Below are 12750 nucleotides of genomic sequence, written 5' to 3'. Positions count from 1 at the left end.
CGCTTTTCATGACACCGAGGGGAAACCCCTGCTGATTGTTATCCAGTTATGCTTCATTCTCCTGTGCCCGCGTGCCGATGCCAGACAGGTGCCGGCCCATCCGGCGGCGGCGCAGCCAGAGCAGCACGGCCACGGACGTGCGCAGCAAAGGCCTGGCCAGCCGCGCCTGAACGTCGATGAGGGCAGCGTTGGCCACCCCGTCGGAGTAGGTGGGATAAGGGTGCGTGGTGCCCGCAACCTCTGAGGTGGTCAGGCCCTGCTGAACGGCAAGCGTCACCTCGGCCAAGGACTCCCCGGCCCGCGGACCAACAATGGTGCCGCCGAGGATCTTCCCCTTCTTGTTGACTACCAGCCGCGTGAAACCGTCCACGGCGTCCTCCGCCACGGCGCGGTCCACATGGGTATGCCGGGCTGTCACTACGTGGTGCTTCCTGCCGTTGTCGGAGTGGGTCAGCCCAACGGCGGCCACCTCCGGAGAGGTAAAAGTCACCCGGGGCACGGTGTCGCTGATACGGCGCTTGAGTCCGAGCATGGCGTTGGAGACCGCCACGGATGCGTGGCCACCGGCGAGGTGGGTGAATTGGGGATTTCCGGTCACATCCCCGGCAGCCCAAATGTGCGGGTTGGACGTCATCATCTTCGAATCCGTGATCACGTGGCTGTTTTTGTCGAGGTCCACCCCGAGCCGTTCCAGACCGAGGTTGGCGGTCCGGGGCGTGCGCCCGGCGGCCAGTAAAACCACATCAGCCTCGACGGTGCCTCCGTCCGTGGTGCGGATCCGGGCTCCGCGCTCCGTTGCCACAGCGCCTGTGATGCCTGAGTTCTCGAGGATGCGGACGCCGTCGTTCTTCAGGTTCGCACTGACAAGGCTGGCAGCATCGTCATCTTCCTTGCTGAGTATCCGCGAGCGGACAATCATGGTGACGCTGGATCCGAGGCGGGCGAAGGCCTGCCCGAGTTCGCAAGCTATGGGCCCGCCGCCAACTATGGCCAACCGCGCCGGGAGTGTTTCGAGGTCCCAGATCGTTTCCGACGTGACTGTGGAGCTCGCTGCCAGGCCCGGGATGCCGACCTGAACCGGTGCCGCACCCGTTGCTATCAGTGCCTGGCGAAACCTGATCAACTCGCCATCGACCTCGGCCAGTCCAGGGGAACGAAAGGCCAGTGTGCCCTTGATGACTTTCACGCCGGCGGCCTCGATGGCTTCGGGTGAATCCACCTCTTCAAAAGTTTCAATGGCGGCAAAGATCCGTTTCCGCACCGCGGGGAAATCCGTCGGTTTCCCTGTCAGGGCGCGGGCTGTTGCGGCATGCTCGGCGGCCGAGAGCAGCGTCTTGGAGGGGATGCATCCTGTCCACAAGCAGTCACCGCCTGTACGGTTTTGCTCAACCAGAATGACCTTGGCACCGAACCCGGCCGCTGTCTTGGCGCCCACGATTCCGGCAGACCCGCCACCGACCACCAGAAGGTCAACTATGCTGTGCTTGGCTGCCATGATCGACTCCATTTGTGTGACGAAAAAATACGGAGCAGTGAGTCCGCCCCGCGTGGTTCCCAGCAGCCGGTTCCCTTGGCCGTGATGAATCGGAGGGAATCCCCCATGGGCAACAAGTACTCGTGGTTCGCACCGTTCTATGATCCATTATCCGGGGAATACCCTGTATATCACGCTGGCCGTGCTCTCGGCATCGAGGCGCTGGCGCCCTCCAACGGCCAAGAGGTGTTGGATATTGGTTGTGGAACCGGGTAGAACTTTGCCCTGTTGCAGGATCGAATCGGAGCCACTGGGACGATCGTTGGCATCGACAAAAGTCCGGAAATGCTTCAGCAGGCACGCAGACATGCTGAACGCAGCGGCTGGAAGAACGTCATCCTGATCCAGGCGGACATGGTGCTTGTGCGCCTTTCCGGCGGCCGGGTTGGGGTTGTCGACCTGCAAGAACCCAAGGACGGGGGCGTTGGCTTGCTCCCGTGGCGCGTCTGGCTTGTGCGCTGGGCGGTTCCGACATCCATGCCGCCCCGTGGAGGGCGGTTGAGAATGAGTGCGGCCATGTGATTCGCGTTTCAGCCAGGGCCGGCCACCTGCAGGTCCGTGCCGGCGAACTGCAGCAGCCACCGGAACGAAGCGGAAAATTCCGGTCATGACTGCGACGTTTCCGATGGGGAGGTGCAGCGCAGGGGAACTGCGGAAGGTTGCCGCTACGGCCCGTACCGGCCCTTGCCTCGATCAATTTGGTGGCGCGCATCCCTGATGGCCCGCGCCACTTCAGGGTTCCGCCCCTCGTCCGCACTCTTGTCGAAGCCCCGGAAGGACCGAAACAAGACCGGCAGCAGGCAAAGAAGACAAATCCCTGCGATGATCAGAATTGAGACAATGTCCATTGGCAGCCTCCCTCTCTTACTGCAACTCTTGGGCGAAGAGTCCTTCGATTCGAAAGCCCCATGACGTCAAACATAGCTTGGAGATGAACCGTCAACGGGCCAGGTCCCCTGCGAGGTGGCGATTCCGGGTGTCGATGAGATTCTGCAGATAGCGGGCCAGGACCAGCTTCTCAACGAGACGTCCCACAAGGCCAAAGGGTGCCGTGAACTCGATACGGTCAACCATCGTGGTTCCGCTCGAATCATGGCTGAACTCATGGACATGCCGAAAATGACGGAACGGACCCTTGACCTGCTCGTCGACGAAATAGTCCGGCGCCTCCATCTGCGTTATTCGGCTCGTCATGCGCAGCGGAACGCCGAAATGCCATGCCCGCCATGTCACTTCTTCGCCCAATGCGATGAGACCGGAGGTGACACCCGCCACGGCCTGTTCACGCGAGCGTGCCATCGAATCCTCGTGCGCGTCGATGTTGCGGGCAAGGTCAAACAGCTGCGCTTTGGGCATGCTCGACCGTGTGGTGCATTCGAAGGAGGCGGTCATGATCAGAGTATGGCAGGCGGCCCATCCTTTGCTCGCATCAGATGCGGCCAACTGACGCTGCCGGCTTCCCTGGCCATCCCGCTTAATGGAGAATGGGTCGATGCAGACACTTCGTGATGAACTTCGAGGAGTTCCCTCCATTGTTGGCCAAGCCCCGCCCTTCGACTGGAGCTCAGCACCGGATGCACCACAGGAGCTGTTCCTGCAGTGGCTTCGGCACGCCATCGGTGCCGGTGTGCCGGAAGCCCGTGCGGCCACGCTTTCAACGGTGGATGGGGACGGACTGCCTGATGCCCGCGTGTTGATCGTCAAGGACGTGACGGACGATTGCGGCTTCAAGATCGCCACCAGCGACGAATCACCCAAGGGGCTTCAACTGCGTCACAATCCGAACTGCGCCCTCACGTTCCTCTGGGGCCCCTTGGCCCGCTCGGTTCGAGTGCGCGGAGTCGCCGAACAGGCTTCCGCGTCGGAGTCGGCCGAGGACTTCCTTGCGCGCCACCCACAGGCGCGGGCAATAGTTTTGGCCGGTGGACAAAGTTCCGTCATTTCCGATGAGGCCGCCCGGGACGCGGAGCTGGAACAAGCCAAGGCGACAATGAAGGCCGACGACCATGTTGTTTCTCCGCATTGGACGGTCTGGACCATCGTGCCCAACTCAATCGAATTCTGGCAAGGCGATCCGAGCCGCGACCACCAACGTCTCCGCTATGTCCGGACCGGGTCCGGATGGGACATCCAACACCTGCGGCCGTGAGCCTGCTACTTTACTCGGGGCGAATGGGCACGTCGCCGTCCCGGCTCAGATCTGTGTCGGGGCGAATGGGCAACACTTCCAGTCCCGGGGACTGCACAAGTTCGCGAATCAGCGCCAAGCTCCCCGCAACGAGCGTGGAGTCGAAGTCAATCTCGGTGGCGAGCACCCACGAGTGGTCTTCGGGCCACAGGATGTTGGGCGACTGTGCCCACATGGCCTCATCGACCCACGGTGCACGGTCAGGCCAGGCCGGATCCTCGAAGTCATTCGCCCCCGCCTCGAACAGAACACAGCGCCGCCCGGCGTCTCCGTGCAGGTCGAAGCGCGGCCCCGTTGCGACCTCACGAGCGAGCAGCCCGGAGCCTGGTTCCGGATCGCCGGTGTGCGCAGCCGTTTCGCCGGTGTAGGGGTCAGGCAGTCCTTCGTTCGACTCACACACGAGGTACGCAACCCCTGCCGAGCTCACAAGGCCTCCCCACCCCTCCCAGATCGCGGCGATGCCGAATCCGCAGTGGCGGTATGGCGGGCCAGCACCACGGCCGCTGCCGTCAGCGAGGCGGCGTCAATGCAGCCTTCTTGTGTGTCGCCTACCGCCAGCCGTCGGCGGAGATGGCCCAAGTGGCGCGTTCAGTCTCGAGCATCGCTGCTATGTCCTCGACACCGTCAAAGCACGTGGCCTCATCGAGGCCGTGCCATGTTTTCTTCTCGCGCGGTCGGTCGCGCTCCACGGCGTGAAAAACGCGCGCATAGGCCGCGAACCCGCGGGGAACAATAGGGAGGATGCTGCCGAACGGTTCAGCCTCCGTGGGGCGAAGCCATTCGCCCCGGGCGGCGTTGGGCACCCACGGGAAGGGTTGCGACATGTGCTCAATCTCCTCGTGTCGTGGTGATGGTTTGCATTCTTGCTCGTGGAAGCACGGCGACATGGATCCAGACTGCGGCAGTAAATAAAAGCAGGAAGCCAAGCAGCCCCCTGCCCACGGAATCGACCGATACCTCTTCCGGGTCGACTCCGACAATGCTGAAGATGGTTGCCAAGGCAAAGCCGATCACCCCATACCCCAGCGAGACGATGCCGACCGCGATGGATTTCTCGGTCTGAAACCAGTGGTCGTCTTTCAAGAACTCCCTGGCAGTGGCACCTCCGATCACGAAGGTCACTGCCGCGATGGCGCAGGCGACGGCGATCATGATCAGTGCGGATCCGTAGCCCACCCCGTCGGGGCCCGCATGGATGGCGATGTGGCTCGGCATCAGTGGGTTGAGCAGAAGCTACAGCACCGCGACCAGCACGATCGAACATGCGGGCGCGATCACCAGCAAGGGAACTGTTCTGGTCTTGGTCTCTTTCAGCGGAGGATCAGGCCAGTCCGAAAATTCAGCCAAGTCTTTTTCTCAATTCTTTGCACGCTGTGGAGCCGGCAGTTCAGCCGACACTCAATATCCAGCCTATCGAAGACCCAGAGCTCGGTTACAGGACGCTTCGGTAATGTTCCACCACAGGGAAGGGCTCGTAGAAGTGGTGCAACAGCGCACGCCATGTCTCGTATTGTTCGGATTGCCGGAATCCCACGGTGTGGTCTTCGAGTTGTTCCCATTCAACGAGAAGTAGGTACATGCTCGGCGATTCTAGTGAGCGCGACAAGGACAGCTTCCGGAAACCAGGCATCGACGCGATGATGGGATTAGCCTTGCTGAACGCCAGCTCGAACTCGGATTCCAATCCTGGCCTAACTGGCAATAGCGCGTGTTCGGTAATCATGGGACCAGTTTCACACAGCGAATCCTCAATGTGCCAACCATGGGCGCGAGAGTGTTCGGACCACCACAAGGCAAAGCCTGCTGCGGGTCAAGAGCCACTGTTGAACTTGTCCGTGGAAGCGTGCTCGGCTGCCTCGGACCTGCTCCCAGCCATCGTTGGCTCGCCCCTTGGAAGCATTCCGGATCCTTCATCTGTGGCGGCTGGTTCCCGCCGGGCGGATCAGTCCTGCGGCACGGCCAGGAAAGATGCTGGAATCAGCTCCGCTCCCCTGACATTCTCCAAGAACTCCGGATCAATGGGAACGCCGGCGCGCAGCACACTGATCTGGCCCGTCGATTCAAGGATCACGCAAGCGACTTCCATGCGGCTGCGGATGCCGGACAGACGCAACTTGGCGGTGATCTCAGTTTCGGAAACATGGGTTTTTCGAAGGTTCGCCTCAACAATCTCGCTCCCTGCCATGAGCACGAACGCCCTGTTGCTGATCGCCACTGCGCCCCTGCGGTAGCGGCGCAGCTGACCCGTGCCTGCCTGCAACACCAGCAAGGTGACAAGGCCCAGGGCGCCGGCAGCAAGCGTCGGGGTGTACCCGAGGATTGCCCGTCCCACGACGGCGCCCAGCGCCACCGCCGCGGCAAGGTCAAAGCTGGACAAGCTGGCCATGGTGCGCTGTCCCATGACCCTGATCAGCACCAGCACCAGGGCGTACAGCCCAACGGCGGAGAGCACCACCCGGATGGCATCGGTCCACGTCAATCCGAAATCATGCCACATGGGGTTCCTTTCCTCAGGAGTTCCAGCCTATCCTCAGGAGTTCCAGCCCAGACCTGCCCGGCGCAGTGTCTGCCGGGCATGGAGCAGGATGGGACCGTCCACCATCTGCCCCTTGAAGGCGAAAACGCCAGTGCCCGCAGCTTCCGCAGCAGCCAGGAGTTCAGTTGCCGCGGCCACTTCTGCGGAGCTTGGCCGGTAGGCGTCCCGGACCACCGCCACTTGGGACGGGTGGATGCAGGCCTTCGCGGAGAACCCGCTGGCCGCTGCATCCTCCGCCTCCGCTGCCAGCCCGTCAAGGTCGGCGAAATCTGCGTAGATGGAATCAATGGAGGCTTTTCCTGCCGCCGCTGCCGCCAGCAGCAGCTGCGAGCGCGCATGGGTTGCCACTGCGCGGTAGCGCCCGGCCTGGGGGCTGTCCGCGCCAAAACGGCTGGAGCTTCCCCCAAGGGAGGCCACCAGGTCTTCGGCACCCCACATCAGCGCCACGACGTTGGGGAGGTGGGCCAGTGCCTGGGCCGCCTGGATTCCTGCGGCGGTTTCGCAGAGCACCACCACGTTGTACTTCTCGAGGGCGGCGATGGCGTCGACGTCGGAGGCCTTGGCCACCATGATGGTGTTGAACCTGCCAAGCGCCAACGCAGCCAGATCCAGCCGTGCTGCCTCGGTGCCGAGGGCGTTGATGCGCACCATGGTGGTTGCCGGGTCCAGGGTGCTGGCGGCCATGTGCTCTCGTGCCTTGGCCTTGTCGGCGGGGGCGACTGCGTCTTCCAGGTCGAGGATGACGGCGTCGGAGCGTTCGGCTGCCTTGCTGAAACGATCCGGCCTGTCCCCCGGGACGAAGAGCAGTGTCGGACCCATGGTGAATTCGCTCGTGCCTGTGATGGTGTGTTCCTTAGCTGTTGGGTTTTAGCTGGTCGGCTTGAGCAGGAACAGCGCTGTCCTGCTGGCCTGGCCAACGACGACGCCGGACTGGTTGCGTCCGGTGTGGGCCATTGTCACAATACCTTGGCCCGGCCGGGAAGCTGAGAGGCGCTTCTCGCCCACCACCGTCTCGGTGTACAGGGTGTCCCCGTGAAAGAGGGGGTGGGGGAAGGAAATATCGTTCATGCCCAGTTGCGCCACGATGGTGCCCTGGGTCAGCTGTGCCACGGACTGCCCCACCATGGTGGCCAGGGTGAACATGGAGTTCATGATCCGCTGACCGAAGGGCTGCTCCGCACTCCATGCGGCATCCAGGTGAAGGGCCTGGGTGTTCATGGTCATGGTGGTGAAAAGGACGTTGTCGGTTTCGGTCATGGTGCGCCCCGGTCGGTGCTGGTAGAGGACCCCCCTTTCCAGTTCCTCGTAGTAAAGCCCCCGCTGCGTCACAACTCCGGGCACCTTCGGGTACCCCGAGTGTCCCTCACTCATACGTTGTCCAAGTCATGCATCTCCAAGTTCAGCGGCGCACCCGTTGCTGCCACAATTTCTTCCACGCTGACGTCCGGTGCCAGTTCCTTCAAGACCAGGCCGTCGGGGGTCACTTCGATCACCGCCAAGTCCGTGACAATCAAATCCACGCATCCCTTCCCTGTCAAGGGCAGCGTGCATTCTGTAAGAATTTTGGGGTTGCCGTATTTGTCCACGTGTTCCATCATGACGATCAGCTTCTTGGCACCGAACACCAGGTCCATGGCCCCGCCCATGCCCTTGACCATCTTGCCGGGAATCATCCAGTTCGCCAGGTCGCCGTTCGCTGCAACCTGCATGGCACCGAGCACCGCCACATCAACGTGGCCCCCGCGCACCATCCCGAACGAGGTGGCCGAATCAAAAAACGCCGCCCCCTTGTTGACGGTGACGGTTTCCTTTCCGGCATTGATCAGGTCGGGGTCGACGTCGGCCTCGGCCGGGTAGGGTCCTGTCCCCAAGATCCCGTTCTCCGAATGCAGCACCACCTCCACCGTGTCGGGGATGAAGTTGGGAATCAGGGTGGGCATGCCGATCCCCAGGTTCACGTACTGCCCGTTGCGCAGTTCCCGTGCCACCCGTGCGGCCAGTTCATTCCGTGTCAGTGTCATGGTCATGCCTCCTGTCCGGTTGCAGTGGCCGTCGCCCCGATGGGGTGCCCGCCCGCTTCGCGGACGCCCGAAAGTGTCCCGCTGAGGGGCCCAGTCTGAGCTTGCGAAGATTGGGGAAGCGGGTCACGTGCTCCCGGCACCCCATCGGGGCTTTGGCCACCTGCAACAGTTCGCTTTTCGATGCGCTTCTCACTGCCGGGCGTGCCGGCCGGGACATGGACCACGCGTTGGACGAAGATGCCCGGCACGTGGATGTGTTCGGGGTCGAGCTCGCCGGGTTCAAAAAGTTCCTCCACTTCGGCGATGGTGATCTGCCCTGCCATGGCGCAGAGCGGGTTGAAGTTCATGGCGGTGGCGTGGAACACCAGGTTGCCGTGGGCGTCGCCCTTCCATGCATGGACGAGGGCAAAATCCGGGGTCAGGGATTCCTCCAGGACAAATTCGGCGTTGCCAAAGGTGCGCACCTCCTTCGGCGGCGAGGCAAGCTCAACGCCCCCGGCGCCGTCGTACTTGCGCGGCAGGCCGCCCTCGCTGACCTGGGTGCCCACTCCGGCGGCCGTGTAGAAGGCGGGGATGCCGGCTCCGCCTGCCCGCAGCTTTTCGGCGAGCGTGCCCTGCGGGGTGAGCTCGACTTCAAGCTCGCCGGCCAGGAATTGGCGGGCAAACTCCTTGTTCTCCCCCACGTAGGAGGAGATGGTGCGGCGGATGCGGCCATCGCTCAGCAGGATGCCCAGGCCCCAGTCGTCGACGCCGCAATTGTTGGAGACGGTTTCCAGTCCGGAGGTGCCGGCGTCATGGAGGGCTTGGATGAGGGCCACGGGGATGCCGCACAGGCCAAAGCCCCCTACCGCCAGCGAGGCGCCGTCGTGGATGTCGTGGACGGCCGCGGCCGGTGAGGCAACTACTTTGTTGATCATGGCGGAGTTCCTTTCGAAAAAGGGTTACAAGCCCAGGTCGCGGGCAATGAGCATCAATTGGACTTCCGTGGTGCCTTCCCCCACCTCCAAGATCTTTGAATCCCTGTAGTGGCGGGCCACGACGAACTCGTTGATGAACCCGTAGCCGCCAAAAACCTGCGTGGCGTCCCGGGCGTTGTCCATGGCCGCCTCGCTTGCGACCATCTTAGCGATGGCCGCCTCGGTCTTGAAGGGTTTGCCTGCAAGCATGCGCGAGGCGGCGTCGTAGTAGGCCAGCCGGGCCAGATGCGCGCGGCTTTGCATGCGCGCAATTTTGAAGGAGATGCCCTGGTAGTGGCCAATATTATGACCAAAGGCGTGGCGTTCCTTGGCATAGCGGGCGGCTTCATCCACGCACCCCTGCGCGGTCCCCGTGGCCAGCGCAGCGATGGCAATGCGCCCCTCGTCAAGGATGGACAGGAAGTTGGCGTAGCCGCGGCCCCGCTCGCCCAGCAGGTTTCCCTCCGGCACACGGGCGTTGGTGAAGGTCAGCGGGTGCGTGTCGGAAGCGTTCCAACCCACCTTGTTGTAGGGCTTCTCCACTGTGAATCCCGGAGTGCCGTTGGGCACGATGATGGTGGAGATCTCCTTCTTCACCGAGCCGTCCTTGCGTTCGGAAGTGCCGGTCACGGCTGTCGCTGTGACGAACGTGGTGATGTTCGTTCCGGAGTTGGTGATGAACTGCTTGTTGCCGTCAATGACCCATTCCCCGTCCTGCAGCTGCGCCCGGGTGGAAGTGCGCCCGGCGTCGGACCCGGCGTCGGGCTCGGTCAAACCAAAGCCCGCCAGTGCCGCACCGCTGGTCAGCTGCGGCAGCCATGCCTCCTTTTGCTGCTGTGTGCCGAAGCGGTGCACGGGCATGGCGCCGAGTGACACTCCGGCCTCGAGGGTGATGGCGACCGACTGGTCCACCCGTCCCAGCTGCTCCAAGGCCAGGGCCAGGGCGAAGTAGTCCCCGCCCATGCCCCCAAACTCCTCCGGGAACGGCAGCCCGAACAAGCCCAGCTCCCCCATTTGCGCCACGATCTCATACGGGAAGCTGTGTTCTGCATCGTGCTTGGCCGAAACCGGGGCAACCACACGGTCGGCAAAGTCGCGGACCATGTCGCTGAGCGCCTGGTACTCCTCGTTGAGTTCAAAGTTGGGCACGTTGTTTCCTTTCACGATTCCTTGGCAAGTTTTTCATGGGGTGCATCTGCGAGCTCCTGGACAATCGTGGCCACCACCTGGTCGGCCTTGACCAGTGCGCCGACGGCAACACCGACGTGCACCGTCCCGGCGATGGACGCCACGAGTTGGTGCTCCATCTTCATGGCCTCCACGGCGAGCAGCACTGCACCGGCCTCAACCTTGTCCCCGGTGCTGACATTGAGCATTGTCACGGTGCCGGGCATGGGGCTGCGCACCTGCGGATCGGCAGCCGCATCGGCGCGTTCAAGGCCGGCAAGCATCCGTGCCGTGGCAGCATCCCGGCCAAGCAACTGCACGGACGCCGTCCATCCGCCACTGCCCAGCAGTACTTCGGCGCCGTTGCGGGCCATCCTGTAGTGCCGTGTTTCCCCGTCCCACGCCAGTTCTGCGGCGGTGCCGGAAACGCTCAGCGCTGCCGTGTGCTCGCCGTCATCCGCCAACTCCTCCCCGCTGACATGTACGACGCCGGGCCCTCCCGCAGCTGCCCCACGCCGGCTCCCGCTGACCGTCACCACGCCGGTGCGCCCACCCCCGGCAAACGCGAGCCGCCACGGAGCAGCATCACCAAGCCGCCAGCCGTCGGTGCGGCCCCACGGGCTGGTCTCCACCGCCGGCGACCACGGGAACACCGGCAGAGGAGCCGGCGTTCCCGTAGGCGGCGTAAAGGAGACCAGAGGCCGCTCACGGCCGAAGGTCGGATAGTCCCCAGGCGCTCCCATTGCTCGCAAGCCCGCAACGGGGCCCTCGCGCCAGTGGGCCCCGCCGAGGGAATGCCGGTCCGCAGCCGGGGAGCGGTCCGCCGACGCCCGTGTCAGGAGGGCTGCGGCTGCGTAGTCGCCGGCGTCCAGGGTGCGGAACGCCAATTCCGGGAGCTTGCGTTCAATGAGCGTGGTATCCAAGCGCCCGGCGTGGACGTCGGGGTCGGCGAGCAGCAGGCGGAGGTACTCCACGTTGGTGGGCACGCCCAGCACCACGTAGTCGCGCAGGGCGGCGTCCAAGCGCCCCAACGACTGCTCCCGGTCTGTCCCCCAGGCGATGACCTTGGCCAGCATGGGGTCGTAGTCGGCGGAGATTTCCAGCCCCTGCAACAAGGAACTGTCCACGCGCACGCCCGGGCGGCCTGCCACCGACTCGTCAAGCACCACGACCGTTCCGGTAGAAGGCAGGAATCCCTGTGCCGGATTTTCGGCGTAGACCCGGGCTTCCATGGCGTGGCCTTCGGCGGCGACCTCGTCCTGGCTGAAAGTCAGTGGCTCCCCGGCGGCAATGCGCAGCTGCCATTGCACCAGGTCCAGCGGCTCCCCTGCCACCCGGGCCACCATTTCGGTGACCGGGTGCTCCACCTGCAAGCGGGTGTTCATTTCCATAAAGAAGAACTCGTCGGGCCTGTCGTTGGAGACGAGGAACTCGACCGTCCCGGCTCCGGTGTAGTCCACGCTGGCGGCAGCAGCACACGCGGCGGCACCGATCCGGGCCCGGACGGCAGCGCCGTCGGCCATGTCTGTCAGCAGCGGCGAGGGGGCCTCTTCGATGACCTTTTGATGGCGGCGCTGCAGGGAGCATTCGCGCTCGCCCAGGTGGACGATGTTCCCAAAGTTGTCCCCGAGAATCTGCACTTCAATGTGCCGGGGATTGGCCACCAGGCGTTCAAGGAACAACGTGTCATCGCCAAAGGCAGCGGTGGCCACCCGCCGGGCGGTGGCAAGCGCAGCTGGCAGCTCCTGCGCCGAGAAAACATTGTGCATGCCCTTGCCGCCACCCCCGGCGGACGGCTTGATGAGCAGCGGAAAGCCAATATCCTGCGCGGCTGCGATCAAGTCGGCGTCGCTCAAGCCAGGCTTGGCGATTCCGGGCACCAGCGGAACCCCGGCGGCTCCCACGTGGTTCTTGGAGCGAATCTTGTCACCCATGACGTTCAAAGCCTCGACGTTGGGCCCGATGAATGTGATGTCGGCGTCCTTGAGCGCCTGCGCAAACCCTTGGTTTTCGGACAGGAACCCGTAGCCCGGGTGCACGGCCTCGGCACCGGATTCGCGGCAGGCGGCAACAATGGCGGCAATGTTCAGGTAGCTTTCGGCGGCTGCTGCGGGACCTATGCACAGCGCCGCGTCGGCTTCGCGCACGTGGCGGGCTCCGGCGTCGGGCTCGGAATACACGGCCACCGAGCGGATGCCCAGTACCTTCAAGGTGGAGATGATGCGGCAGGCAATTTCGCCGCGATTGGCCACCAATACTGTGTCAAAAAGCGGTTGGCTGGATGGTGGCTGGCTGATTTTCGGCGCGTCAGACAGGGTTGCATCCGGGGCGGTGGAGGGTGGCGTCAA

At 63.7% G+C, this 12750-nt stretch carries 16 protein-coding genes; 2 read left to right on the top strand and 14 right to left on the bottom strand.

The window, feature by feature from the left end:
- Nucleotides 1-46: 46 nt before the first annotated feature.
- Nucleotides 47-1495: a dihydrolipoyl dehydrogenase family protein gene (locus QMG25_RS10435; protein WP_283459959.1), complete on the bottom strand. Its 1449-nt coding sequence runs from the start codon at nt 1493-1495 to the stop codon at nt 47-49.
- Nucleotides 1496-1762: 267 nt separating this feature from the next.
- Between QMG25_RS10435 and QMG25_RS10430 the strand changes: the two genes are divergently transcribed.
- Nucleotides 1763-2056 (top strand): methyltransferase domain-containing protein, encoded by a 294-nt coding sequence (locus QMG25_RS10430; RefSeq protein ID WP_283459958.1) that lies wholly within the window; start codon nt 1763-1765, stop codon nt 2054-2056.
- Nucleotides 2057-2199: 143 nt separating this feature from the next.
- Here QMG25_RS10430 and QMG25_RS10425 read toward each other — a convergent pair whose 3' ends face one another.
- Together QMG25_RS10425 and QMG25_RS10420 are read right to left on the bottom strand one after the other, a co-directional pair.
- Complete coding sequence (locus QMG25_RS10425; protein ID WP_283459957.1) at nt 2200-2382, bottom strand: hypothetical protein; 183 nt, start codon at nt 2380-2382, stop codon at nt 2200-2202.
- A 91-nt stretch (nt 2383-2473) separates the two neighbouring features.
- A complete protein-coding gene (locus tag QMG25_RS10420) occupies nt 2474-2926 on the bottom strand; it encodes an SRPBCC family protein (RefSeq protein WP_283459956.1) in 453 nt (150 codons plus the stop codon).
- A 100-nt stretch (nt 2927-3026) separates the two neighbouring features.
- Between QMG25_RS10420 and QMG25_RS10415 the strand changes: the two genes are divergently transcribed.
- Nucleotides 3027-3683, top strand: coding sequence for a pyridoxine/pyridoxamine 5'-phosphate oxidase (locus tag QMG25_RS10415; protein ID WP_283459955.1), 657 nt, complete (start codon nt 3027-3029; stop codon nt 3681-3683).
- Between the two features lie 10 nt (nt 3684-3693).
- Here the strand turns inward: QMG25_RS10415 and QMG25_RS10410 are convergent, their stop codons facing one another.
- The 11 genes from QMG25_RS10410 to QMG25_RS10360 form a co-directional block, all read right to left on the bottom strand.
- Entirely contained in the window at nt 3694-4149 is a 456-nt protein-coding gene (locus QMG25_RS10410) for a hypothetical protein (RefSeq protein ID WP_283459954.1), read from the bottom strand.
- Between the two features lie 121 nt (nt 4150-4270).
- Nucleotides 4271-4546: a hypothetical protein gene (locus QMG25_RS10405; RefSeq protein ID WP_283459953.1), complete on the bottom strand. Its 276-nt coding sequence runs from the start codon at nt 4544-4546 to the stop codon at nt 4271-4273.
- Nucleotides 4547-4550: 4 nt separating this feature from the next.
- Nucleotides 4551-4937 carry a hypothetical protein gene (locus tag QMG25_RS10400; RefSeq protein WP_283459952.1) on the bottom strand — a complete coding sequence of 129 codons (387 nt, stop codon included), beginning with the start codon at nt 4935-4937 and terminating at the stop codon, nt 4551-4553.
- 217 nt (nt 4938-5154) lie between these two features.
- Nucleotides 5155-5445: an antibiotic biosynthesis monooxygenase family protein gene (locus tag QMG25_RS10395; RefSeq protein WP_283459951.1), complete on the bottom strand. Its 291-nt coding sequence runs from the start codon at nt 5443-5445 to the stop codon at nt 5155-5157.
- A 219-nt stretch (nt 5446-5664) separates the two neighbouring features.
- Entirely contained in the window at nt 5665-6219 is a 555-nt protein-coding gene (locus QMG25_RS10390) for a DUF421 domain-containing protein (protein WP_283459950.1), read from the bottom strand.
- 33 nt (nt 6220-6252) lie between these two features.
- Nucleotides 6253-7077 carry an HpcH/HpaI aldolase/citrate lyase family protein gene (locus QMG25_RS10385; protein WP_283459949.1) on the bottom strand — a complete coding sequence of 275 codons (825 nt, stop codon included), beginning with the start codon at nt 7075-7077 and terminating at the stop codon, nt 6253-6255.
- 48 nt (nt 7078-7125) lie between these two features.
- A complete protein-coding gene (locus QMG25_RS10380; protein WP_283459948.1) occupies nt 7126-7629 on the bottom strand; it encodes a MaoC family dehydratase in 504 nt (167 codons plus the stop codon).
- Nucleotides 7626-8279, bottom strand: coding sequence for a CoA transferase subunit B (locus tag QMG25_RS10375; protein ID WP_283459947.1), 654 nt, complete (start codon nt 8277-8279; stop codon nt 7626-7628). Before QMG25_RS10375 ends, QMG25_RS10380 begins: the two co-directional genes overlap by 4 nt.
- A 2-nt stretch (nt 8280-8281) precedes the next feature.
- Complete coding sequence (locus QMG25_RS10370) at nt 8282-9196, bottom strand: CoA transferase subunit A (RefSeq protein ID WP_283459946.1); 915 nt, start codon at nt 9194-9196, stop codon at nt 8282-8284.
- A gap of 24 nt (nt 9197-9220) precedes the next feature.
- Nucleotides 9221-10384: an acyl-CoA dehydrogenase family protein gene (locus QMG25_RS10365; RefSeq protein WP_283460159.1), complete on the bottom strand. Its 1164-nt coding sequence runs from the start codon at nt 10382-10384 to the stop codon at nt 9221-9223.
- Between the two features lie 11 nt (nt 10385-10395).
- A complete protein-coding gene (locus QMG25_RS10360) occupies nt 10396-12750 on the bottom strand; it encodes an acetyl/propionyl/methylcrotonyl-CoA carboxylase subunit alpha (protein ID WP_502866381.1) in 2355 nt (784 codons plus the stop codon).

The sequence above is a fragment of the Arthrobacter sp. H35-D1 genome, from assembly GCF_030063185.1.
GTDB lineage: Bacteria > Actinomycetota > Actinomycetes > Actinomycetales > Micrococcaceae > Specibacter.
This window is presented reverse-complemented; position numbering and strand designations above follow the sequence as displayed.

What these genes read in the sequence shown, in the direction of transcription:
- QMG25_RS10390 (WP_283459950.1), bottom strand. Translation starts at nt 6,219, where the DNA reads ATGTGGCATGATTTCGGATTGACGTGGACCGATGCCATCCGGGTGGTG.
- QMG25_RS10375 (WP_283459947.1), bottom strand. Translation starts at nt 8,279, where the DNA reads ATGACACTGACACGGAATGAACTGGCCGCACGGGTGGCACGGGAACTG.
- QMG25_RS10400 (WP_283459952.1), bottom strand. Translation starts at nt 4,937, where the DNA reads ATGCCGAGCCACATCGCCATCCATGCGGGCCCCGACGGGGTGGGCTAC.
- QMG25_RS10370 (WP_283459946.1), bottom strand. Translation starts at nt 9,196, where the DNA reads ATGATCAACAAAGTAGTTGCCTCACCGGCCGCGGCCGTCCACGACATC.
- QMG25_RS10420 (WP_283459956.1), bottom strand. Translation starts at nt 2,926, where the DNA reads ATGACCGCCTCCTTCGAATGCACCACACGGTCGAGCATGCCCAAAGCG.
- QMG25_RS10385 (WP_283459949.1), bottom strand. Translation starts at nt 7,077, where the DNA reads ATGGGTCCGACACTGCTCTTCGTCCCGGGGGACAGGCCGGATCGTTTC.
- QMG25_RS10380 (WP_283459948.1), bottom strand. Translation starts at nt 7,629, where the DNA reads ATGAGTGAGGGACACTCGGGGTACCCGAAGGTGCCCGGAGTTGTGACG.
- QMG25_RS10405 (WP_283459953.1), bottom strand. Translation starts at nt 4,546, where the DNA reads ATGTCGCAACCCTTCCCGTGGGTGCCCAACGCCGCCCGGGGCGAATGG.
- QMG25_RS10395 (WP_283459951.1), bottom strand. Translation starts at nt 5,445, where the DNA reads ATGATTACCGAACACGCGCTATTGCCAGTTAGGCCAGGATTGGAATCC.
- QMG25_RS10415 (WP_283459955.1), top strand. Translation starts at nt 3,027, where the DNA reads ATGCAGACACTTCGTGATGAACTTCGAGGAGTTCCCTCCATTGTTGGC.
- QMG25_RS10435 (WP_283459959.1), bottom strand. Translation starts at nt 1,495, where the DNA reads ATGGCAGCCAAGCACAGCATAGTTGACCTTCTGGTGGTCGGTGGCGGG.
- QMG25_RS10425 (WP_283459957.1), bottom strand. Translation starts at nt 2,382, where the DNA reads ATGGACATTGTCTCAATTCTGATCATCGCAGGGATTTGTCTTCTTTGC.